At 66.2% G+C, this 22,478-nt stretch carries 23 protein-coding genes; 13 read left to right on the forward strand and 10 right to left on the reverse strand.

Features of this window, described 5'->3' with window-relative positions; all coding sequences use genetic code 11:
- Positions 1–651 carry a GNAT family N-acetyltransferase gene (locus OHB26_RS15665; RefSeq protein WP_330184888.1) on the forward strand — a complete coding sequence of 217 codons (651 nt, stop codon included), beginning with the start codon at positions 1–3 and terminating at the stop codon, positions 649–651.
- A 225-nt stretch (positions 652–876) separates the two neighbouring features.
- Positions 877–1,971 carry a divisome protein SepX/GlpR gene (sepX, locus tag OHB26_RS15670; RefSeq protein ID WP_330184889.1) on the forward strand — a complete coding sequence of 365 codons (1,095 nt, stop codon included), beginning with the start codon at positions 877–879 and terminating at the stop codon, positions 1,969–1,971.
- A gap of 233 nt (positions 1,972–2,204) precedes the next feature.
- Here the strand turns inward: sepX and OHB26_RS15675 are convergent, their stop codons facing one another.
- Together OHB26_RS15675 and OHB26_RS15680 are read right to left on the reverse strand one after the other, a co-directional pair.
- Complete coding sequence (locus OHB26_RS15675) at positions 2,205–3,302, reverse strand: hypothetical protein (protein ID WP_330184890.1); 1,098 nt, start codon at positions 3,300–3,302, stop codon at positions 2,205–2,207.
- Positions 3,302–4,045 carry a ParA family protein gene (locus OHB26_RS15680; protein ID WP_330184891.1) on the reverse strand — a complete coding sequence of 248 codons (744 nt, stop codon included), beginning with the start codon at positions 4,043–4,045 and terminating at the stop codon, positions 3,302–3,304. Before OHB26_RS15680 ends, OHB26_RS15675 begins: the two co-directional genes overlap by 1 nt.
- A 342-nt stretch (positions 4,046–4,387) precedes the next feature.
- Between OHB26_RS15680 and OHB26_RS15685 the strand changes: the two genes are divergently transcribed.
- Entirely contained in the window at positions 4,388–5,209 is an 822-nt protein-coding gene (locus OHB26_RS15685; protein WP_330184892.1) for a C40 family peptidase, read from the forward strand.
- Here OHB26_RS15685 and OHB26_RS15690 read toward each other — a convergent pair whose 3' ends face one another.
- Positions 5,210–6,772 carry a beta-N-acetylhexosaminidase gene (locus OHB26_RS15690; protein WP_330184893.1) on the reverse strand — a complete coding sequence of 521 codons (1,563 nt, stop codon included), beginning with the start codon at positions 6,770–6,772 and terminating at the stop codon, positions 5,210–5,212.
- Between the two features lie 141 nt (positions 6,773–6,913).
- On the opposite strand from OHB26_RS15690, the gene OHB26_RS15695 reads away from it, so the two are divergent.
- From OHB26_RS15695 to OHB26_RS15710, 4 genes are all read left to right on the forward strand, one after another.
- Positions 6,914–7,879 carry an SMP-30/gluconolactonase/LRE family protein gene (locus OHB26_RS15695; RefSeq protein ID WP_330184894.1) on the forward strand — a complete coding sequence of 322 codons (966 nt, stop codon included), beginning with the start codon at positions 6,914–6,916 and terminating at the stop codon, positions 7,877–7,879.
- A 192-nt stretch (positions 7,880–8,071) separates the two neighbouring features.
- Positions 8,072–8,791, forward strand: a complete 720-nt coding sequence (locus OHB26_RS15700) for a GbsR/MarR family transcriptional regulator (protein WP_330184895.1) — start codon at positions 8,072–8,074, stop codon at positions 8,789–8,791.
- Positions 8,792–8,848: 57 nt separating this feature from the next.
- Positions 8,849–9,715 (forward strand): alpha/beta fold hydrolase, encoded by an 867-nt coding sequence (locus OHB26_RS15705; protein ID WP_330184896.1) that lies wholly within the window; start codon positions 8,849–8,851, stop codon positions 9,713–9,715.
- Positions 9,702–10,301, forward strand: a complete 600-nt coding sequence (locus OHB26_RS15710) for a TetR/AcrR family transcriptional regulator (RefSeq protein ID WP_330184897.1) — start codon at positions 9,702–9,704, stop codon at positions 10,299–10,301. The genes OHB26_RS15705 and OHB26_RS15710 overlap by 14 nt, the downstream gene beginning before the upstream one ends.
- A 20-nt stretch (positions 10,302–10,321) precedes the next feature.
- On the opposite strand, the gene OHB26_RS15715 is transcribed toward OHB26_RS15710, so the two are convergent.
- Complete coding sequence (locus OHB26_RS15715) at positions 10,322–10,570, reverse strand: hypothetical protein (RefSeq protein WP_330184898.1); 249 nt, start codon at positions 10,568–10,570, stop codon at positions 10,322–10,324.
- A 254-nt stretch (positions 10,571–10,824) separates the two neighbouring features.
- Here OHB26_RS15715 and OHB26_RS15720 point away from each other — a divergent pair, with 254 nt between their 5' ends.
- Positions 10,825–11,622, forward strand: a complete 798-nt coding sequence (locus tag OHB26_RS15720; RefSeq protein WP_330184899.1) for an SGNH/GDSL hydrolase family protein — start codon at positions 10,825–10,827, stop codon at positions 11,620–11,622.
- Between the two features lie 109 nt (positions 11,623–11,731).
- Here the strand turns inward: OHB26_RS15720 and OHB26_RS15725 are convergent, their stop codons facing one another.
- The gene (locus tag OHB26_RS15725) at positions 11,732–13,276 is read right to left on the reverse strand and encodes an acyl-CoA synthetase (protein ID WP_330184900.1); all 1,545 of its coding nucleotides are present in this window, start codon (positions 13,274–13,276) and stop codon (positions 11,732–11,734) included.
- Between the two features lie 143 nt (positions 13,277–13,419).
- On the opposite strand from OHB26_RS15725, the gene OHB26_RS15730 reads away from it, so the two are divergent.
- A complete protein-coding gene (locus OHB26_RS15730; RefSeq protein ID WP_330184901.1) occupies positions 13,420–14,589 on the forward strand; it encodes a PucR family transcriptional regulator in 1,170 nt (389 codons plus the stop codon).
- A 72-nt stretch (positions 14,590–14,661) separates the two neighbouring features.
- Here OHB26_RS15730 and OHB26_RS15735 read toward each other — a convergent pair whose 3' ends face one another.
- The 3 genes from OHB26_RS15735 to OHB26_RS15745 form a co-directional block, all read right to left on the reverse strand.
- Positions 14,662–15,633 (reverse strand): alpha/beta fold hydrolase, encoded by a 972-nt coding sequence (locus OHB26_RS15735; RefSeq protein WP_330184902.1) that lies wholly within the window; start codon positions 15,631–15,633, stop codon positions 14,662–14,664.
- A gap of 135 nt (positions 15,634–15,768) precedes the next feature.
- Entirely contained in the window at positions 15,769–17,985 is a 2,217-nt protein-coding gene (gene katG / locus OHB26_RS15740; protein WP_330184903.1) for a catalase/peroxidase HPI, read from the reverse strand.
- Between the two features lie 36 nt (positions 17,986–18,021).
- Positions 18,022–18,471, reverse strand: coding sequence for a Fur family transcriptional regulator (locus OHB26_RS15745; RefSeq protein WP_330184904.1), 450 nt, complete (start codon positions 18,469–18,471; stop codon positions 18,022–18,024).
- Positions 18,472–18,695: 224 nt separating this feature from the next.
- Here OHB26_RS15745 and OHB26_RS15750 point away from each other — a divergent pair, with 224 nt between their 5' ends.
- Positions 18,696–19,010 carry a DMT family transporter gene (locus tag OHB26_RS15750; protein ID WP_330184905.1) on the forward strand — a complete coding sequence of 105 codons (315 nt, stop codon included), beginning with the start codon at positions 18,696–18,698 and terminating at the stop codon, positions 19,008–19,010.
- Positions 19,011–19,029: 19 nt separating this feature from the next.
- Here OHB26_RS15750 and OHB26_RS15755 read toward each other — a convergent pair whose 3' ends face one another.
- Positions 19,030–20,130 (reverse strand): GGDEF domain-containing protein, encoded by a 1,101-nt coding sequence (locus OHB26_RS15755; protein WP_330184906.1) that lies wholly within the window; start codon positions 20,128–20,130, stop codon positions 19,030–19,032.
- A gap of 307 nt (positions 20,131–20,437) precedes the next feature.
- On the opposite strand from OHB26_RS15755, the gene OHB26_RS15760 reads away from it, so the two are divergent.
- From OHB26_RS15760 to OHB26_RS15770, 3 genes are read left to right on the forward strand one after another with little or no spacing between them, the layout of a single operon-like run.
- Positions 20,438–20,815 (forward strand): isocitrate lyase/phosphoenolpyruvate mutase family protein, encoded by a 378-nt coding sequence (locus OHB26_RS15760; RefSeq protein ID WP_330184907.1) that lies wholly within the window; start codon positions 20,438–20,440, stop codon positions 20,813–20,815.
- A 7-nt stretch (positions 20,816–20,822) separates the two neighbouring features.
- Complete coding sequence (locus tag OHB26_RS15765) at positions 20,823–21,410, forward strand: DUF5753 domain-containing protein (protein WP_330184908.1); 588 nt, start codon at positions 20,823–20,825, stop codon at positions 21,408–21,410.
- Entirely contained in the window at positions 21,400–21,600 is a 201-nt protein-coding gene (locus tag OHB26_RS15770; RefSeq protein ID WP_330184909.1) for a DUF397 domain-containing protein, read from the forward strand. The genes OHB26_RS15765 and OHB26_RS15770 overlap by 11 nt, the downstream gene beginning before the upstream one ends.
- Before the next feature lie 55 nt (positions 21,601–21,655).
- On the opposite strand, the gene OHB26_RS15775 is transcribed toward OHB26_RS15770, so the two are convergent.
- A complete protein-coding gene (locus OHB26_RS15775; RefSeq protein ID WP_330184910.1) occupies positions 21,656–22,294 on the reverse strand; it encodes a DUF4097 family beta strand repeat-containing protein in 639 nt (212 codons plus the stop codon).
- Positions 22,295–22,478 lie beyond the last annotated feature (184 nt).

Raw genomic sequence — 22,478 nt, forward strand, 5'->3', positions numbered from 1 at the left:
ATGAACGTCTTCCGGGTCGCCCAGCATCCGGGCTGGCCCGCGCATCTGGGGCCGGTGCGAGTGGCGGCCGGACAGGTTACGTTGCGGCCCATCCGGTTACGCGACGCGTCGGCGTGGAGTCGGATCCGCACCCGCGATCGGGAGAATCTGGAGAAGTGGGAGCCGACCGGGCGGGGTTCCTGGGAGGCGCGCAATCACGCCGGGAATTGGCCGTCGCTGTGGTCCTCGCTGAAGGCCGAAGCCCGTCGGGGCGCGATGATTCCGCTGGTGATCGAGGTCGACGGCGCGTTCAGCGGGCAGATCACCATCGGCAATATCGTGCGCGGGGCACTGCGTTCGGCGTGGATCGGTTACTGGGTCTCCAAGGAGGTCGGCGGTCAGGGGGTGGCGACCGCGGCGCTGGCGCTGGGCCTGGATCACTGCTTCGGCGAGGTGGGATTGCATCGGGTGGAGGCCACGGTGCGGCCGGAGAATCTCGCCAGTCAAGCGGTGCTGCGCAATGTCGGTTTCCGGGAGGAGGGGCTGCTGCGGCGCTATCTGGATGTGGACGGCGCGTGGCGTGATCATCTGCTGGTGGGTATGACGGTCGAGGAGGTCTCGGGGACCGTGGTGGACAAGCTGATTCGCTCGGGACGCGCCGCGCGGGCCTGAAATACGGCGCGCCGCACCGACTGACCATGACATCCATCCCGGTCTTAACTTGTGTGACTACTGTGGCAGGTGTTGACGGCGCGCCTGCGGGCTATTCCTGAGACACGGAACTAGCCTACGGACGTCGGTGGTGCGTCCTCGTACGACCGGTAGGTGCTGTGGTGCACGTCGTAGGACGGTGTACGAAGGGATGCGAGCCAGGCGGGGACGGAGGTGTTGAGCGCGATGCCGAATTCGATCTTGTGGATCGGACTGGTCGTGCTCTGGGTCTTCGTGCTGTTCCCCATGCTCGCGGGTCGTCACCCCCGCATTCGCCAGCACACCGATGCCGCCCTGAACACCCGGGTGTTGCATCGCGGGGATATCGAGCGACGCACCAGAAAAGGTCCGGCCACCGGACACGACACCGACCCGGACTACGTGCCGGTTCGCAGGAAGCACCACCACGATGATCCGGAGGATCGGATGACCAGATCGGACGACAGCGCTCGAGCTGAATCGGACGACGAGGATTTCGACACCGACCGCGAACGCGATACGGAGAGCGCGGATTCCGCGCGGGGGGAAGCGGCGGTAGCCGAGCAGGTCGCGGCCGAGCAGGTGGACGGCGACGAGGCGGTGGACGAGGCACAGGTGGAGGCCGAGACCGTCGCGAGTGAATCCGAGTCCGGGACAGTGGAATCCGAGATCGACGAGCATACCGAGCACCAGACCGCCGATGCGCCGGACGCCGATGAGCCATCGATCCGCAACTGCTCGCGCGGCGACGCGCCACAGCGCACCCGGGTACCGGCGCTGCGCGATGAGGACGAATCCGATATGGACGACCCGGATTTCGTGCCCTCCCGGCGCGGTCGCGGTGGCTACGACCCCGAAGCCGATGCCATCGCGCGGGCAGCCCGCTACACCTTCCGGCAGCGCGCCGTACTCGGCCTGGTACTCGGCACATTGATCTTCGCCGGTGGCGCACTGGCGATTTCGGCCGCCATGTGGTGGCTGGCCGCCCTCTCGGGAACGGCGCTGGTCGGCTATCTGGCCTACCTACGCCGTCAGGTGCAGTTGGAGGAGGATATCCGCCGCCGCCGCACCGCCCGGCTCTCCCGATCGCGCCGCGAGGAGGCGGAGGCGGCCGCGGCTGCCGAGCCCGAGCAGACCCGCCCGGATCGCGAGGAGACCCGCACCCAGCTGCGCCGTGCGGTACTCGTCGAACCCGATGACGAGGACCCGCACTTCGAACATCTCGAATTGTTCGATGCCGCGACCGCCCGCGCCGCCCGGGAACGGGCCGCCGGACGGGTTCGCCACGCGGTGGGCGAATAGCAGGCACTGAAAGTTCGATGGGTGCACGGCAATAAGCCGTGCACCCATTTTCGTATGTGATCGCCGCCCCGTAATCCCGGCGACCTCCTTCGTGATCCCGGGCCTAGCTCCTCCGTAATCTCGGGGGCCTCTCCTCTTCGTCACCCCGGTAGCTTTGGCCGGGATCCACACCGCTCGGGTTGCCACGAGTCCGGCGGGTCCCGGCCAAAAGCGCGCCGGGATGACGGGGCGTCCTATACCGGGATCTGCTGTTCGATGAGTTCGGCGAGGGTGCGGAGTTTGGCCGCGAATTCCCGTGCGGCCACGGGATCTTCGGTGGAGCCCTTGACGACTTTGGAAGTCAGTGCGGCGAGCCGGGATTCGGCGGTGCTGAATACATCGGGTGTGTGCGGGGTGTCCTCGGCGAGGTCGCCGCGCATCCAGGACTGCAGGCGCTGCACCACTTCGCTTCGGTCGTAGTTGTGCGGCAGCACGGCGACGGCTTCTCGAAGTTTGCCCGCGGTGACCTTCACATCGGCGGCGAGTGTTGTGTATACAGTGAACGCCGCGTCTTCACCGTGCGCCGCGACAATAGGCAGCAGTTCGCGAATCTGCCCCTCGTTGATGGACGGAGCCACCGGATGCAGCCGGGCCGCGAGCGGCCAGGCGCGAATCAGCTTGTGCGCGTACGAGCGCTGCATATCCCAGCGCTTCTCCACATAATCGTCGAAGGTGGCGTGACCGGCGCGGTAGAGACGACCGTCCCGCACGATCTGCAGGGCGCGCCCGGCCACCCAGAACGCGACTCGCAGTGCGTCGATGGATGATTCGCAGAGATCGAGCTGTTCGAGCTCGCTGGCGTTCAGCGGTCCGTCGCCCGCGGCGGGCAGCGGCATGGTGAGCACACTCGGCGAGGCCGTGGCCGCGCCCCGCAGCGTGGTGCCCACACTGCGCAACGCCGGATCGATACCCCGCACCCGCGCCTCGGCGGCCTTCCCCTTGGGCGGCACCGGCTTTGCGATCGGTGCTGCCGAATCCCCGTCGCCCCGAGCTGCTTCGCCGTCGGCCGGTCCGGGAGCCGGGACCGTTGGCGCGTCGCCCGGAGAGCTCGGTGTGATGAACATGGCTGCGGGGGATTCGGCCGTCATGGCGGGCGGCAGCACCATCGCCGCCTTCGCGGCTGCCTTCGTCGGAGGTGTTGTGGCCGCCCCGGGAGTAACTGCCGTGCTGTGCCATTCGGCATCCCGGAGCGGCGAGACGGGCGGGGTGTGCTCCGCCTCGTCGGCGAGCGGGTTGCGAGTCGGGGCGGGGTGGCTGCCGCCGATGGAGCTCTTACGTCGTTGCGGGGGCATCAGGCCGGTACCTCCAGTGCTTCGGGGTTGGTGAGGGATTCGAGGTACGGGCGCAGGAGTTCCTCGCCGACCTGGTGGTACTCGCCGAGATCCGCGATGGGGTTCTCCGCACCGTCGCCGACCTCGCCGTCGGCGGCTTCGCGGTACCACTTCCAGGCGCTCACATAGGATTCGAATACGTCGTATCCGGCGTCTTCGAGATTGCCGCGCTGCGAACGGTATTCGGTGGAGACATTGACCCCGTTCTTCATGGTGACGGGGACCTTGGTCATGAGGACGCGCACGCGTATCTGTTTGGCGCTCTCGGTGGCGGCCTCCTCGGCGGCGCGGTAGGTACTGGGGACGCGCTTCACCTCCGAGGGGCTGACGCTGGTCACCAGGATCAATTCGTCGCTCTCGGGGACGGCGGCCTTGAAGATGTCGGCGGATTCGCCACCGGCGTCGACAATGATCACCTCGTATTTCCCGGCATTGTCGGTAATGCAGTCATTGACGTGCCGTGAGGGGAATGCGATGAGTTCGAAGGGGACCTCGATGTTCTCCTTGCGCAGTCGCCGGTACCAGGAGTATCCGGTCTGGCTCAGCGGGTCGGCGTCGATGACGAGTACCCGGAGTCGATGCACGGTGGCGAAGTAGGCGGCGAGGAAGAAGGCCGACGTCGTCTTGCCCACGCCGCCTTTCAAATTCCCCAGGGTGACCACCAAAGGTTCGGGAAGTTCGGGTAGCGCAATGGAATCGGTCATGGAGAATCCTCCGTCTCATGGGGAGGGAACGTGTTCTCGACCAGTCAAACACGGGCAATTGGACGGGTCGCGGATTGCGGTGCGTGTCCAATTGGACACAGTCTCCGGGGTGAAAAAACCCGTCGATGTTTACGAATCCGTTATGAATAACACGCGTGTCATTCCGTATGCCCTCTGCCGAACGGGCGTTCTATGCAATGTGGAACTGCCGCAGTACCGAGATATTCGAGTGTGATGACGGAAACCGGATAGCTGAACGCTTGATGGAAGGACCGACGCACCATGGACAGTATCGGTGACAGACAGAGGCTTCCCTACCTGCCGCGGCTGACGTGGCGGAGCTTGACCACCGGCATTCTCGCCGCCGCCGGAATCGGTGCGGCACTGCTGTTCACAGCGGGCGAGGCCGAGGCAACGCCGGTGAATATCCCCGGCATCGGACAATTCGAGATCTCCGATGAGATTGCCGCCCAGTTCGGACTCACCGCACCCGCCCCGGAATTGGGGACTGCGGAGGCTCCGGCCGCGGAGCAGGCGATTATCGAGACCTACGAATTCCGTCCCGTGACGATTCCCGGTGTCGGTACGACACCGACGCAGGGCATGGCCGCGATTCCGGATCAGGTCGCACCCGCGGCCGTGGCGGAGCCGCTACCCGCCCAGCAGTTCACCTCTCCCGCACCGGAATTCCGGCAGGTGCGTATCGCGGGTCTCGGCGATATCGCCATTCCGAGCGGCCTGCCGCCGCTGGTGGGTATCCCGGGCGTGAGTGATGGCGCGGGCCCCGTGCCCGCGCCCATGCCCGCCGCCATGCCGAAGCGGACGGTCGGCGAGCGCGCGGCCGAGGCGGCGCGGACCCGGCTCGGCGCGAGCTACAGCACCGGCGCGGTCGGCCCCGACGCCTTCGACTGCTCGGGTCTGGTGCAGTGGTCGTATCGCCAGGCCGGTGTCGAACTGCCGCGCACCAGCTATTCACAGCTGGCCGCGGGCACCCCGGTCTCGGTGGACGAATTGCAGCCGGGCGATCTGGTCTCCTACTACGGCGGTGGGCACTCCGCGCTGTATGTCGGTGACGGCCAGGTCGTTCACGCCGCGAGTTACGGCTCCGGCGTGAAGCTCTCGCCGGTCGACAATATGCCGATCACCGGCGCCCGCCGCTTCTGATCAGGGCCAGCCGACGGCATTGTTCCGGGCGATGAATTCCGGATACGCGATGCCACCGGTGCCCGACCACAACTGCTGTGCCATCACCGACAGTCGGGTTCGCAGCGGTCCGGCGATCTGCTCGGGAGACATGGCATTCGGATCATCGCACCAGAGGAAGAGCATGGAGCCACGCAATAGCCGCCGATCGGATTCGGGCAGTCGCGAACCATTGACGAAAAGTCCGGGATCCCAGGCGTACAGGAGTTCGGGCGGTGCGTTCAATGCCGCCGCCGGTCCGCCGGTGACGAAGTACGCCGGTGTGAATGCCGCATTGAGGATGGGGTGTCCGGCCGCGGTGATCTCCGCCGGGGTGCGCCCGCCCGGCAGCCAGGGCAGTCCACCCGCGCTCGCGGACCAGTACTGCATGACCACTTCGGTTTTCGGGGCGAGGGTGGCGGCCTGGTCGAAGCCGTCGTTCCAGGCCCGGGGTGTCTTGCCGAGAGATTCGACGATATCGGCGGCCCAATTGGCGAAGGCCACGATCACATCGCCCGCCGCCGCATCGGGTCCGAGGACCCGGGTGGCGTACTCGCTCAATTGCGGGTACCGGCTGTAGTCGGAGATGTACTCATCGCAGCCGAGGTGCCAGTAGCGACCGCGGAACATGGGTACGAATTCATGCAGGATTTCGCTGATGAATTGGTAGGCGGCAGGATTGGACAGATCGATCTTGCCGCCGATACCACCGGCGATGAGGTTGTCCCGCTCGGCATCCTGTGCACTGGTGTGCGCGGGGCGCAGCACCAGATCCTGGTGTTCGGCAAGGATGGCGTTCATATGGCTGGGCATATCGATTTCGGGCACGATCTCGATGCCGTACGAGTCGGCGTAGTCCAGGATTTCGGCTATATCGGCGGCGCTGTAATGCTCCGCCGAGGTGATCTCCGGATGGATGCGGCTCGCCAGCCGGAAGCCCTGTGAATCCGAGAGATGCAGCTGCACCATATTCATGCGCAGATAGGCGGCGTCTCGAATGCGGTTCTTCACCCAGTCGACGGGGAAGAATTCGCGGCCGGTGTCCAGCATGAGTCCGCGTTCGGTGTAGTCGGGCCAATCCTGGGCGGTGCCACCGGGAATCGCGGTGCGCTGGCGCAGCCATTGCAGCAGGGTCTGGGTGCCGTGCGCGATGCCGGTCAGGTCGCGGGCGCTCAGGGTCAGCTGCTCGGCGGATGAAATACGGTATGACTCGGCGGCTTCCGGGGCATCGGCGGTTTCGCGCAGCACGATATCGCCCTCGCGTGCGCTCGCGCCGACCACCGGCACCGCCCTGCCGAGACGGGCGAGGTCCTCCGACAGCCGCTGTGCGGGCCCGCGCAGCGCCGCATCGGCGACAATGCGGGCGTCGGATCCGAGGGTGAATCCCGTTCCGCCGGAACGCCATTCCTTGATACTCGGCACCGTTGACGGAAGTGGTTGTGCTGCAACAGGTTCCGCGAAAGCGATGGGTGTGGCGGCCAGGGTGCAGGCCACCGCCGTCAAACAGCGGGAAATATGCCGGGTGAATCGCGAGCGGACGACCATCGAGTTCCCTTTCGGCGCGCGTCGAGACCGGCAAAAAATACCAGCAGCCTGTCACACTGGAGAAATAACGGTCGATATAGAGCATTACTCCCCGCTTCCAGCGGAGAACCACTTCATCCGGCACGGACCAAGAGGTGTGAAATGAGTAAAAAGCTATCCCTGGCCTCGGCCCGAGCGGGTGCCGTCGCACTGGCCGGTTTCACGGTGGCGGCGCTGTCGACATTCGTCGCCGGTCCCGCGAATGCCGCCCCGGTCTGCCCGGGTGCGGGTCAGCCGACCTTCGTGGTCGCGAATCCGGGTGGTTCGCTGGAGGGTTTGACGGTCGATCCGGCCGGCCGCGCATTCACCACGGATCTGCAGACCGGCCGGGTATTCCGAATCGATTTCCCGGGTGCGCCCGCGGTGCCGATCGCCACGGTGCCCAGTGGCGGCGGTGGCGCGCTGGCTTGGACTCCGGATGGAAAGCTGCTGGTCGGGTACGGTGCGGATGCGCGGGTGATCGCGGGTGACAGCCTCCGGCAGGCCGGGATCGTCACGGTCGATCCGAATACCGGTGCGGTCGCGCCCTATGCGGCTGGGTTGAGCGCGGCCGATGGTATGGCTGTCTCGCATGACGGAATCGTTTATGCCACCAACGATTTCGCCACGCTCATCGGACGCGTATATCCCAATGGTGTGGTGCAGCCCGATTGGGGCAGCCTCCCCAGTGCGAATGGCGCGGTACTCGGGGATGACGACCGCTTCCTGTATGTCTCGCGCACCTTTGTGAATCCCGGTGTGAGTCGTATTCCCACCGATGCGCCGTGGGCCCCGCAGTCGATATTGGATCTCGGTGGTGGTGACGCGCTCGACGCCCCGGACGGTCTCACCTTGGATTCGCTGAATCGTCCGGTGGTGCCGATGAATCCGTCCGGTCAGGTGGTGCGCATCGATGCGCCGAATCAATTCTGTGTACTCGGCTTCGGCAACAATCTGACCAGCGTGGTGAGTTACGGCCGCGGTGACCAGGGCTTCTCGGCGGGCCGGTTGTTCGGTGCCACCTTCACCGGTGTGATCTACGAGATTCCGGGTGGTTTCGATCCGAACGCGCGGACCGCGGCCCCCTGATCGAATCCGTTCGCGTTGTTCATGTCATGGCGAACGCTACGTTGCGTTCGCATGCGCTGCGATTCGCGAATTGCACACGAAAAGTGGTTTATGCCAGGTTTATTCGGTCTACCTCAGCTCAGTGACGTTGCAGCCTAATGCAATTGGGTTGGCGTTGTGTTGCAATAGAAACTGATGAGGGAGGTGGGGTCGATGCCCGGAGGGCGACTCACGCCGGAGGATCGGCGACGTATCGCGATGGGTTTGGCGCAGGGTCTGGGGTATGCGGAGATCGCGCGTTCGCTGGGGCGTCCGACCTCGACGGTGAGCCGCGAGGTGACTCGCAATGGTGGACCGGGTGACTACCACGCGGAGTCGGCTCACGCTGCGACAGTGGTGCGTTCCCGGCGGCGGATGGCACGCCCCCGGAAGGCCGAAAAACCTTCGGGGACAGACGAATACGGTCGGCTTCCGGAGGTGGCCGGGGCCTTCGGCGCGGAGTTGGCGGAGCTGTTCGCGCGGACGGGTGTGCCGAAGATGGCGGCGGGTGTGCTGGCCCGGCTCTATGTCGCCGACTCCGGGAGCGCCACCGCCGGGGAGCTGGTGAATCATCTGCGGGTGAGCCCGGCGACGGTATCGGCGGCCGTCGGATATCTGGAGGGGGAGCGGCTCATTCGCCGCGAGCGTGACGGCGGTACCCGTCGTGATCGCTACTTCATCGACGAATTCGCCTGGTACCGGGCGACTCTCGCGAATGCGCGGGCGAATGAGGAGTTGGCGGCGAAGGCGCGGGACGGTGCCGAGGCGCTCGGTGCGCAGACTCCGGCGGGGCATCGGCTGCTGGGGATGGGGGAGTTCCTGGAGCAGGTGGGCCTGGATATGGCCCGCTCCGCCGAGCGCTGGCGAGTTCATTTGGGAGAGCGGGGAATGTAGACATACATACGGTATGTATGTAAAGGTGGTGGGGTACCCACGGGCATTGGAGCAACGATGGCAATAAGCACATCCCTCGGCCGTACCCATGAGGTGGACCTACCCGGCGGCCGCATCAGGTACCACGACACCGGTGAGGGGCCGCCGGTCGTCTTCATTCACGGACTACTGGTCAATGCCGATCTCTGGCGCAAGGTCGTACCCGAGATCGCGGCGGCGGGCTACCGCTGTCTGGCCCCCGATCTGCCGCTCGGATCACACGAAATACCCGTTCCCGCAGCCGATCTCACCCCGACCGGAGTCGCGGATCTGATCGCCGCCTTCCTGGAGCGCCTGGATCTGCGCGATGTCGCCCTCATCGCCAATGACACCGGCGGTGCGATCACCCAGGTGTTGCTGGCGCGCAACCGTTCTCGGATCGGGCGCGTGGTGCTGGCCTCGGTCGACAATTACGAGCGCTTCCTGCCGCCGCCGCTGAACGCACTGCCCGGGCTGGCCCGTATTCCGGGTTCACTGCGCCCGCTCACCGAGGCCATGCGCTGGCGTGCGCTGCACCGGCTGCCCATCGCCTTCGGCTGGGTCGCCAAGCGGCCGGTTCCGCCGGAGATCGCGGACTCCTATCTGCTGCCGAGCCGGCGTTCGGCCGCCATCCGCAAGGACCTGCGGCGACTCCTGCGGACCTTGAAGAACAGCTACACCCTCGAGGCCGCCGAGCATTTCGCCGAGATCGACATCCCGGTGCTGGTGGTCTGGGCGCGTGCGGACAAGTTCTTCCCGGTCTCCTGCGCCGAGCGCCTGGCCCGCGACTTCCCGAACTCCACCCTGCGTTTCATCGATGATTCGTACACCTTCCTGCCCGAGGACCAGCCCGAGTTGCTGACCACCGCGATCCTGGAGTTCACTCGGCTGCATGCCACGCCGTAGCCAGGAGGACCGCTCGCGCACCACCAGGGCCGCGCTCGAGGACGCCGGACGCCGGTTGTTCATCGAGCGCGGCTTCGCCGGTACCTCCGCGCAGGACCTGGTGGCCGCCGCCGGTGTCACGCGCGGCGCACTGCATCACCACTACGGCGATAAGCGCGGGCTGTTTCTGGCGGTGCTGGAGCAGGTGGAGGTGGAGTCCTCCGCCGAGATCGAAAATGCCATCGCCGCACATGATCCCGCCGATCTGCTGGGCGGAATGGCCATCGGCCTGGCCACCTTCCTGGAGATCTGCCGCCGCCCGGCCATGCTCCAGATCGTGCTGCTGGATGGCCCGACGGTCCTGGGATGGCAGGCTTTTCGCGAATTCGAGGCGCAGCACGGGCTGGGATTGATCACCGCACTGCTGGAGCGCGGCCGTGAGGCCGGGCTGATCGCAGACGCGCCGATTCCCATGCTGGCGCAGCTCCTGGTGAGCGCGCTGAGCGAGGCGGCGCTCATGGTGGCCAATGCCGCGGATCCCGATCTCGCGCGAACGCAGGCACAGCAATCCATCATGCTGTTGCTCGCGGGCATCCTGCGCGGCTGACGCGGCGGTGTCGGCGAGAACTACGGTGGCGGCGAACCCGAAGGCGTGCCGGGTAAGGGGTGCACGGCGATTCCCGGGAATCGGCGATGAATGCGATCCGCATAGCGGTGCACCGCGGCGAGTTCGGCATCCAAGGAGCGGCGGACATCGAGTGTGGCCCCGCTTTGTAATCGGCGGACCAGGGTCGCGGCGTGTTTTTCCAGCTCGGCCAGAAAGACCCGCGCCTGCGCCAACTCGGGATCCTCGGCACTGTCGTAACTATCGAACATCGGCTACTCGGATCATGCGGTTCGGGTGCGCCTTTCGGCAGCGCGACCCTCTGGGCTGCATATCGCGGAAGTATTCCACGCTGTCTGCGAATGCGCTGGCCGAATGGTTTGCGATCCTGCGACATTCGCGAATCGATTCGACATTGGTGTCGCGGGAAATCCCGGGCGGCCGCGCGCAGTGTTTGCCAATTATTGCCTGACCTCGGGTATCGCTGGTCTCGCGCACTTCACCATTGCCGGGTGAGAATCTGTGGATGGCATCCGTACCGCCCTTCACCCGTTTCGTCGCCCTCGGTGACAGTCAGACCGAGGGTGTCGGCGACCCCGATGGGAACGGCGGTCTCCGGGGCTGGGCGGACCGTTTCGCCGGCAAGTTGGCCACCGCGAATCCCGGCCTGCTCTACGCCAATCTGGCGATTCGGGGGCGGCGCACCGCACGTATTCGCGCCGAGCAGTTGGAGGCGGCGCTGGCCTTGCGGCCGGATCTGGTGGCGCTCATCGCGGGAATGAACGATCTCATTCGGCCGCGCTTCGATCAGGCGGGCACGCTCGCCGATATCGAGGCCATGCTGGCGGCGCTGACCGAGGCGGGGGCGCGGGTCATCAGCTTCACCTTCCCCGATATCGGGAGCGTGGCTCCGCTGGTGCGACCGCTGTCCGGGCGGGTGCGCGCCATGAATGCCGAAATGCGGGTGCTGGCGGCGAGATACGATGTCACGCTGGTCGACTTCGAACCCGTCCGCACCACCTCGGACCCGCGCGCGTGGGCCGATGACCGGCTGCATCTGAGTCCGCTCGGGCATGAGATCGTGGCGCAGGCGGTGGCCGATACCCTCGCGGTGCCCGGGGCGGACGCGTCCTGGCGGGACCCGCTGCCGCCGATAACACCGCAGCCGCAGCCATTCGATCGGGTCGCCGCCGAATTGCGCTGGTTCGCTGATCATTTCGTACCGTGGGTGGGCCGCCGAGTGCGCGGGCGTTCGTCGGGTGACTTCGTACTTCCCAAACGGCCGCAATTGACCGCGGTGCTACCCGAGCATTCTCGGCCCTGAACCCGCCGGCTACACCAACCTGCGTGCCCGAGCGCCCTGCCGTCATCCCGGCGTGTTTTTGGCCGGGATCCACACCGCTGTACTCCGGCGGAGGCAGCGGCTACCTCCCTCAGTTCACCTGGCGACCGTCGGCATCCCAATACCGCTGGCGCAGATCGCGTTTGAGGATTTTGCCCGCACCCGAAACCGGGAGCGCGTCCACCACATCGATACTGCGCGGCGTCTTGTATCCGGCGATACGAGATTTGGCGTGTTCGCGAATCTCCTCGACCGTCACCGTTTTCCCGGGTTGGCAGACGATGACCGCGTGCACCCGTTCACCCCAATCCTGGTCCGGCACACCGATAACCGCGCAGGCGGCCACGGCGGGATGCGCGGCGATGGCATTCTCGACCTCCGCGGAGTACACGTTCTCACCGCCGCTCACGATCATGTCCTTGAGTCGGTCGACAATGTAGACATAGCCCTCGGCATCCATGTACCCACCGTCGCCGGTGTGCATCCAGCCGTCCCGCACCGCGGCGGCGGTGTCCTCGGGGCGATTCCAGTAGCCGAGCATGACATGCCCACCGGCGACCACGATTTCGCCGACCGTACCGTGCGGCACCTCGCGATCGTCGGCGTCCACAATGCGCACCTCGCTGTGCGGCATGGCGCGCCCGGCCGAACGCAGCCGACCGGCGATGTGATCCGCCGGGCTCAGCAAGGTGGCGATCGGCGACAGTTCGGTCATGCCGTACGCCTGCACGAAACCCGCTGCGGGAAAAGCCTTCATGGCTCGCTCCAGGACGGCGGCGGAGATGGGCGACGCACCGTACATGAGGTGTTGCACGCTGGACAGGTCATGGTCGGCGGTGACCGGATGATCGACCAGCAACTGAATCATGACCGGTACCAGGACCGTTCCCGTCACCGCGTGCCGCTCGATGGCGGTCAGCGTCGCCACCGGATCGAAGGCCGGAATCATCACGTGCGCGCCGCCGAGCAGTACCGTGCCGTACCAGCCCGCCAGATCCGCGAGGTGGAACATGGGCGCGGCGTGCAGGAAGCGCACGCCCGGCGTGAACAGGTGACCGCTGGCCACGCCGCCGAGTGCCGAGGTGGCCAGATTGGCGTGACTGAGCATGACGCCCTTGGGGAATCCGGTGGTGCCGCCGGTGTAGAACACCCCGGCCAGCTCCGAACCGCCGCGCCGGGCATCGGCGATCGGCTCGGTTCCGGCGATCAACTCCTCGTATGCGAGCGTGCCCTCGGGGGTGGGGCCATCACCGGAGTGGATGACCGTGGTCAGCCCCGGATACTCCTGCCGCAGTGCGGGCAGCATGGCCGCGAAGGCATCGTCCACCAGCAGCACCGCGGTACCGGAGTCACGCAGCGAGTACGCGATTTCGGCCGGGCTCCAGCGAATATTGACCGGGTTCAGCACGGCGTCCGCCCACGGGACCGCCAGCAGATACTCGTGATAGCGGTCCGAGTTCAGCCCCAGGATTCCGACCCGGTCGCCCGCGCCCACACCCAGTTCGCGCAGTGCGCCCGCCAGCCGGGCCACCCGATCGCGCACCTCGCGGAAGGTCCGGGTGCGCTTCCCGAAGATGGTCATGACGGCGTCGGGGGTCTGTTGGGCGGCGCGGTGCAGTCCCTGGGTCAGGTACATGGGCGGATCCTTCGTCGAACGTCGGTGTCGGACGTCACAAGTATTTGCGGACGGATGTGACCTGGGCCATGGAGTGGGCACCGGAGTATTGCCGTTCCGGTTTGTTGGTTTTTCCAAAGTCCGGCCGTAGCCTCGAATCCGATATGACCGATTCCCGCGAGGTAGCGAAGCCGACCGACCGATGGCGGTTGGTGGCGCAGGTGCTCGAGCACTCCGGGGAGCTCTCCGATCGGATCGTCGGGCGGGCCCGCGCGGAGATGCCCGGCTATACCGCGCTGTCGGTCGCGGACATCTCCCGGATGACGGTGGCCATGGTGGATCGCCTCATGGTCGCGCTGCGCGATGAGCGGCCGCTCACCGCCGAGGATCTGGCCGGACTCCGTGAGTTCGGGGAAGTCCGTGCGCGGCAGGGTGTTTCGCTCTCGGATGTACAGAACGGCTGGCGGATCGCGCTGCGTGAGATGCTCGCCGATCTCACCGACTCCGCGCATCGGGCCCGGATCGCGGACCGCACCCTGCTGGCCCTGATCCATGATCTGCTCGATATCGTCGACCGGGCCACGCAGGCATTCAGCGGCGGTCATCGCGATGTCGAGATCGAGCTGGCCCGCCACGACCAGCAATCGCGCGCCGAGTTCGCGCGCGGACTACTGGTGGGCAACCTCGGCACCGGTGATATCCGTGTGCAAGCACAGCGATACGGCCTCGATCCCGAGGGGGAGTACCGGGCACTGCGCGTGCGCGGCGACGATTCCGCAGCCACCGCGGACCTGCGCGAACTGATAACGCCCGGCGCGACCGCCGCCCGGGTCTTCGCCACCGCCATGGACGGCGATATCTGCGGATTTCTTTGTGGCACAGGCACTATCGAAACCGGCGGCACAATCGGCCTGGGTCCGGCCGTCCGCCTCGCCGAGCTACCGCGCTCCTTCCGCCTGGCCAGTCGCATGCTCGCCACCGCGCACCGCTACGCCATCACCGGCCCCGCCGATCTGGATCGTCTGGGCCTGCTCCCCGCCATAGTCGCCGACACCGACCTCGGTGAAGAACTGGCGCGCCGCTACCTCGATCCCCTCGGCAGCGGCGAACAAGCTCGCATAGTCATCGACACGATAGACCGCTACCTGCACTCCGGCATGCGCATCGAAGCCACCGCCGAACGACTTATAGTGCACCAGAACACCGTTCGCTACCGCCTCGCGCGCTTCGAGGAGCTCACCGGCACCGACCTGCGCGCGCCCTACAGCGCCATGCGGGTGTGGTGGGCCATCCAGCACCGCAAAGCGAACCCGGTCGACCGCACCCGGGATTGAATCGGGTCGGCCGGCCGCGTACCGACTGCTGTTGCGCCGCAGCGGATATGAGCGCCGTGACGGCGTTCGCGGTCAGCGCTCCGATCGGTCGGCGGCGAAGCCGTGTATCAGAGCACCCGTCACCTCGGTGTCCTCGAACATCGGGGTGTGGCCGACCCCGGCCAGTTCCTCGATCCGGACGCCCGGGACACGGCCGTAATCCTGGAACGAGGACGGTTGCCAGCGCTTGTCCCGCGATCCGAAGATCACCAGGATCGGCAGGCCGAGGTCGGTCAGCCGATCGGGCAGCTGTCGTGCGGTCAGATACGCATTGCCGCCATCGGAGGTCGCGGTGAAGGCGCGGTAGGTCATTCCCCGCACATCGGCCACGATCTGCTCGGGGATGTGGACCTCGCGGGTGAAAGCACTGCTGAGGGCATCGCGGATCAGGCCATCGGTACGCAACTGCCAGGCCAGCTCGCCGATCACCGGCGTGAAGAGTAGTTTGCCGGCCGCGCTGTCACCGGCGAACGCGTCGACTCGCGGCCCGGTGTCCACCAGCGCGATGGCCTCGACCAGATCCCGGCGCTCCTCGGCCAGTGCGGTGGCGACCATACCGCCGGTGGAGTGCCCGACCAATGTCGCGCGTCGTACCCCGAGCTGATCCAGCGCCGCTCCGATTCGCCGTGCCTGCTCCGAAATGCCGTAGCCGTCAGTCGGTTTCGCCGAACTGCCGTGCCCGAGCAGATCGATCCGGATCACCCGCATATCCGACAGCGCGGGCAGGATCGGTTCCCACCAGGCCGTCGAACCGCCGAGCCCGTGGAGCAGCACTATGGCGGGCGCGCCCGCCGGACCGCTCTGCGCGATATGCAGATCTCCGCCCGGCAGGCGAACTATCTGATCACCGGACGCGTCGGCCGTGCTCCGGCAGACCGACACCGTATTCCCCGCCAGCAGCGCGAGGAGCAATGCGCTGGCGAAGAGCGCGATCCGCCACCTCCGTCGCCCGCGCTCGTTCTTGTGCTGAATGTGGTTGCGGCTGTGGATATCGTCGATTGGCATGACGTTCACGTTCCATGCGGGCGGACCGTCCTGTCTTGGAGAAATGTCAGGGTCCGTGACTGCGACGCGAACAGCGCCCGAAAACGAAAGCACCGCAGACCTCGTGGGTCTGCGGTGCTTTCGGGGAAACGGCTGTCAGATGTCGAAGCGGTCCAGGTTCATGACCTTGTCCCACGCCTTGACGAAGTCCTGGGCGAACTTCTGCTTGGCATCATCGGTGGCGTAAACCTCTGCCAGGGCCCGCAATTGGGAGTTGGAGCCGAAGACCAGGTCGACCCGGCTGCCGGTCCACTTGGTCGCGCCGGTGGCGCGATCCTTACCCTCGAAGGTCTCCGCGTCCGCGGAGGTGGGCTCCCACTTGGTGCCCATATCGAGCAGGTTCACGAAGAAATCGTTCGTCAGCGCGCCCGGGGTGGCGGTGAATACGCCCAGCGTGGAACCGTTGTAGTTCGCGCCGAGGGCGCGCAGGCCGCCGACCAGCACGGTCATCTCGGGTGCGCTCAGGGTGAGCAGGTTCGCCTTGTCCAGCAGCAGGTACTCCGCCGGCAGGCGGCTGCCCTTGGCGACATAGTTGCGGAAGCCGTCCGCGCCCGGCTCCATCGCCGAGAACGACTCCACATCGGTCTGCTCCTGGGTGGCATCGGTGCGGCCCGGGGTGAAGGGCACCTCGATATCGAACCCGGCGGCCTTGGCGGCCTGCTCGACCGCGGCCACGCCACCGAGCACCACCAGGTCGGCGAAGGAAACCTGAACGCCGCCACCGGCATTGAAGGATTCCTGCACACCCTCGAGGGTGCGGATGACCCGCGCCAGCTCGTCCGGGTTGTTGACCTCCCAGCCGCTCTGCGGGGCCAGCCGGATACGGCCGCCGTTCGCGCCACCGCGCTTGTCACTGCCGCGGAACGACGAGGCCGCCGCCCATGCGGTCGAAACCAGCTGCGGCACAGTCAGACCCGACGCGAGCAGCTGCGACTTGAGCGCCGCGATCTCGGCCGCGCCGATGACCTGCGCGGGGGCCGCGGGAACCGGGTCCTGCCACAGCAGCACCTCGGAGGGCACCTCGGGGCCGAGGTAGCGCACGATCGGACCCATATCGCGGTGGGTCAGCTTGTACCAGGCCTTGGCGAACTCGTCGGCCAGCTCGGCCGGGTTCTCCAGCCAGCGGCGGGTGATCGCCTCGTAGATCGGATCGATCCGCATCGACAGGTCGGTGGTCAGCATGGTCGGCAGCTGCTTCCGCGACGAGTCGAACGCGTTGGGGATGATCGCCTCCGCGTCCTTGGCGACCCACTGGTTCGCACCGGCGGGGGACTTGGTCAGCTCCCACTCGTAGCCGTACAGGGTCTCCAGGAAGCTGTTGTCCCACTTGGTCGGGGTCGGGGTCCAGGTGACCTCCAGGCCGGAGGTGATGGCGTCCTTGCCGACCCCGGTGCCGAAGCTGGACTTCCAGCCCAGGCCCTGCTCCTCCAGCGGGGCGGCCTCGGGCTCGGGGCCGACGTGATCGGCCGGGCCCGCGCCGTGCGTCTTGCCGAAGGTGTGGCCGCCGACGATCAGCGCCGCGGTCTCCACATCGTTCATGGCCATGCGGCGGAAGGTCTCACGGATATCGGTGGCCGCGGCCAGCGGATCCGGATTGCCGTTGGGGCCTTCGGGATTGACGTAGATCAAGCCCATCTGCACTGCGGCCAACGGGTTTTCGAGGTCGCGCTGACCGGTGTAGCGCGCGTCGCCGCCCAGCCACTCCTGTTCGGGGCCCCAGTACACGTCCTCCTCGGGCTCCCACTGGTCGACGCGACCGCCGCCGAAGCCGAAGGTCTCGAAGCCCATATCCTCGAGCGCCACATTGCCCGCGTAGACGATGAGGTCGGCCCAGGAGAGCTTGCGGCCGTACTTGACCTTGACCGGCCAGAGCAGGCGGCGCGCCTTGTCCAGGCTGGCATTGTCCGGCCAGCTGTTCAGCGGCGCGAAACGCTGCATGCCGGCGCCGGCTCCACCGCGACCGTCATTGATGCGGTAGGTGCCCGCGGCATGCCAGGCCATCCGGATGAAGAACGGGCCGTAGTGCCCGAAGTCGGCGGGCCACCACTCCTGCGAGGTGTGCATGACCTCGACGATGTCGGCCTTGACCGCCGCCAGATCGAGGGTCTTGAACTCCGCCGCGTAGTCGAAATCCGGGCCGAACGGATTGATCTCGGCCGGGTTCTTGGCCAGGATCTTCAGGTTCAGCTGGTTGGGCCACCAGTCACGATTGCTGCCGCCTTCGACCGGGGGCTTGAGGCGGCCGTGGGCGACCGGGCAGCCGGCGGCGGGTTCGGTATTGGCCTCACCGATGGGCGGATGTTCCTGTGCCACGGGGCAATTCCTTTCGGAGTGGGATCGGGCTGTCGATCAGGGGTGGGACGGCTGTGCCGTCGCCTGGGCGGTGGAGCAGTCGGGGCACAGGCCCCAGTAGATGACCTCGGCCTCGTCCAGGACGAAACCGTTGCCGCTCGAAGGGGCCAGGCAGGGTGCCTCGCCGACGGCGCAATCGACATCGGCGATGACGCCGCAGGAGCGGCAGACCACATGGTGGTGGTTGTCGCCGACGCGGGTCTCGTACCGCGCCACCGAGCCCATGGGCTGGATGCGGCGCAGTAGACCGGCATCGGTCAGTGCCCGCAGCACGTCGTAGACGGCCTGGTGGGAGACGGTGCCGAGGGTTTCGCGTACGCGGCGCAGAATCGAATCGGTATCGGAGTGGGGGTGGGCGTGCACAGCGGCGAGCACCGCAACTCGCGGCGCGGTCACCCGGAGGTCGACCTCGCGCAGCATGCGCCCGAAATCAGCTGCTGTGGACACGTTCCGAAGTATGACTCATTCCAGTCTTCCTGGAAAGGAAATCGGATAAAACGGGTGCTGAACGGGGGATATTCGAACCGCCGCGCCGATGGTGAGGAGAGTCTCCACCCACGGCGGGGCCCCTTGGGTACCGTGGAAGGCGGTCGCGATCGGCGGCCCACTGGACGATCGTGACCGTACCCAGGATCCGACAAGACGGTATTCATCGAAGGGATACCTCTGTCATGGCCTGGTTGATTCTCGTGATCTCCGGATTCCTCGAAGCCGTCTGGGCGACCGCGCTCGGCAAATCCGAAGGCTTCGGCAAACTCGTTCCGACCGTGGTGTTCGGGGTCGGTTTGGTGCTGTCCATGGGTGGGCTCGCCTATGCCATGCGCACCCTGCCCGTCGGCACCTCGTACGCGGTGTGGGTCGGCATCGGAGCGGTGCTGACCGTGGTCTACGCCATGCTCACCGGCGATGAGACCGCCTCGCTCTTGAAGATCGCCCTGCTGTTCCTGATCGTCGGCGGCGTGGTCGGTCTCAAGCTCGCGCACTGAACCGCCCGGGATATCGGCGTCAGGCCGGTTCGGCGGAGGCGCGGCTGATCAGCTCACCCACCACGACGCGGTCGCCACCGCTGGTCTTGGCCTGATACATGGCGCCGTCGGCGCACTGCACGAGCTCCTCGGGGGTCGGCCACGGGGTGCCGTCGCAGTCGGCCGGATCGAAGACCGCGATGCCGATGCTGACGGTCACCGGAATGATGTGATCGGCGGCCACGGCCTGGCGGAACGATTCGGCCGCGGCGCGGGCCTGCTCGGTCGAGAGGTTGCCCACCACGGTGAACTCCTCACCGCCCGAGCGGGCCGTCACCAGATCGGCGGTATCGCAGACCTGCAGCAGTTGGGCGGTGCGGATCAGCACCTCATCGCCCATGGAGTGCCCGAAGCGGTCGTTCACGGTCTTGAACTGATCCAGGTCCGCGATCATGACGCAGATCTCGGCCTCGTCCTTGGCCTCGAAGAGGCGGTTCAGCTGGAACTCCAGCCCGCGCCGATTCAACAGCTTGGTCAGCGGATCCGAAATCGATTCGGACTGCACCAGCCAGAACATGAACTGCAGCGAAGGCAGTGACAGCACCACCGCCGCCACCATGATCAGCACAATGGCCACGGCCAGATACGCGTCCCCGCCCGCGGACACCATGCGCCAGGTCAGCACGGTCACCGAAAGCAGCGACCAAACCGCATGCGCCGCAAGCACCTTCGGCCCATGGAAGAAGGTGAGATAGCAGCCGGTGACCACCAGCAGAATCGCCCCGAGCGAACCGTAGACCCGGTCCGAATCCTGTAGGCAACACGCGGTGATCGCGATATCGGCCGCGGCGAACAAGGCCAGCGATTCGGCGGTACTCGGCCAAGGCAGGAACCACCAGCGCAGCGCCCACAGCAGCGCACCGGTGATCACTATCCCGAAGATCGTCAATCCGAACGTATCGGTGGGACCGGCCGCGGACAGCGCGGTCGTGATCCCGATGACGGCGAGCAGAATGCCGCCGGCCCCCACCGTCCAGCGCTGCCAGCGCAGCACCGAATGCGATGCCAGCACATGCGCCAGCCAGTGATGGTTACCGGTATCCCGCCACCACGATTTCAATAGATCAACGCTGCTACCCATGGGCTCCGTTCGGCATCGGCAAACGAATCGGCACACCCCGCAACTTTCGGGACCAGTGTAAGTGCGTCTTTCCAACCGGGGCGACAGGTAACCCCCACTCTGCGACGCTCACCACTGTGCGCACAACGAACCGGCTTCTCATTCGCGGCCCGCACCGCGCTCCATACCGGCCAGCACCGAGGATATTCGCGAGCGCTTCGCGACCGCTGAGATCAGGAATCCTTTCCCGGTGTGCGCACCGATTCCGCGACGAGTTTTTCGGCCGGGCGCGGTCCTACCGGGTAGAGAACTTTCTCGAGGAGAGGACATGCCCGTGACCGACCTGAAGGCCCAAGCTCAAACCCTGCGTGAGCTGCACACCGGCGATATGTTGATACTCCCCGACGTCTGGGATGCCGCCAGCGCCGCGATCGTCGCCGAAGCCGGATTCCCGGTGATCGCCACCGCCAGCAACGCCATCTCCGCCATGCTCGGCTACCCCGACGGCGAGGTCGCCCCCTGGCGGGAAATGTTCGCCGCCGCGGGCCGCAAAGCCCGCGCGGTATCGGTCCCGGTAACCGTGGACGCCGAAGCCGGATACGGTCTGTCCCCGACCGAACTCGTGGACCGCCTCCTGGATCTGGGCGCGGTCGGCTGCAAGGGAGCGAAGTTGGTATCACGCGTTCGGCGGTCTGTTCAGCGATGAGTTCAACATGTATATCGGGTTGGAAGCCTCGGCATGGCGGCTGATCGTCTACCACGAGCAAGTCCCGGGGCTACTTCAAACGCGCGACTACGCGCGTTCTCTGATCGGCGCGTTCTATCGTGACGGTACGAGAGATGACATCGATCGACGTGTCGAACTGCGAATGAAGCGGCAGCACATCGTCACTCGCAAATCGGCCCCGCTCGAACTGCAAGTCCTCCTACACGAGTCCGCATTGCATCGAGTGATCGGCGGCCGCATGGTCATGGCGGAACAGCTTCGGCACCTCGCGGAGATCAGCAAATTGCCGAACGTGACGGTGCGTATCAACCCGTATCGCGCCGGTATGGCGTGGGGAATCCTGCACGGGCAGTTCGTAATTCTCGACTTCGGGGTTGATTCGAAGGGCCGTCCGGTCGAACCACCGGTGGTGTATCTCGAAGGCGGACCGAGCAGCGATGTCTACCTCGAGAAGGCCGGTGAAGTACGGCGATACGATGAACTCGCGTCCACGATTCGGGGCACTTCGCTCACCGAAACCGAATCTCGAAACCTGCTGCGGCAGGCCGCCAGGGAGTACGACCATGATCATTGACCCGCTCCGCACACGCTGGTTCAAGAGCAGCTACAGCGAGTCCGGGGGACAATGCGTGGAGATCGCATTCCTTCCGAATGGCTTTGTGGGTGTGCGGGATTCGAATCGCCCCGGTGCTGGCGCACTCGTTTTCGGTGCGGATGATTGGAGCGCCTTCACCGCTGCCGTCCGGGACGGCTGCTTCGGCTGACGGCGGGTTGGGCCCTGGGGCCCGCCGTCATGGTCGGCAGTCCGTCCGGTTGCTGTCAGGCGGCGTTCGCGTGGCGGATGATGATGTTGCCGTAGGAGTTTCGTGCGTGCACGTGCACGATGTCCTTGGTGGTGGGGGATACCGGCTGCAGTTGGTTCTGGACGCTGCCGTGCTGGGTGTTGGATTCCAGTTGGGCCGCGCTGCCGGGGGTGATGCCCACCTCCAGTTCACCCATGGAGGTCTCCAGGTGGAGGGTGCCTCGGGTGGCTTCGGCGATGCGGATATCGCCCTTGGAGGTTTTCGCGGTGACCGAACCGGTGGTGCGGCCGACTTCGATATCCCCGGCGGCAATTTCGAGGTCGCAGTCGCCGAGTTCGCCGGTGCTCGACAGGCGGCCCATACCGGCGGTGGCCCTGAGCTGTGAGCCGGTGGGGGCCTCGATGATCACCTCGATGGTCGGGTTGCCGCCGAAGGGGGTGTAGGTGCGCCAGCTCTTCGGCGTGACCACGCTCAGATGTCCTGCGGCGTAATCGATTCGGACCTGATCGGCGGCGCGCACATCGTCCTTCTCGGACGGGTCGGCGGGGCGGACCGTGACGACAGTGTCGGTGCGGCCGGAGGCGATGACCTTGACCTCGCCGGAGGGGATGTCGGCGGTGATGGCGATCGGTCCCGGGGTCTGGAATGTGGGCATGGCTGTACTCCTTCGGTGCGTGAACCGGTTGAGAGGTGAAATCGGTGCGAACGTGAACCCGATGCCTCTGACTATATGTAGAAGTATACGTATATGCAAGGGCATCCCGGCAGCTCTCGAATCCGTGCCGATTTCAAGAACCGGGGACGCGGTCTACCCCAGCTACTTCGGTACCGCCGATAGC

Source organism: Nocardia sp. NBC_01503, from assembly GCF_036327755.1.
Classification (GTDB): Bacteria; Actinomycetota; Actinomycetes; order Mycobacteriales; family Mycobacteriaceae; genus Nocardia.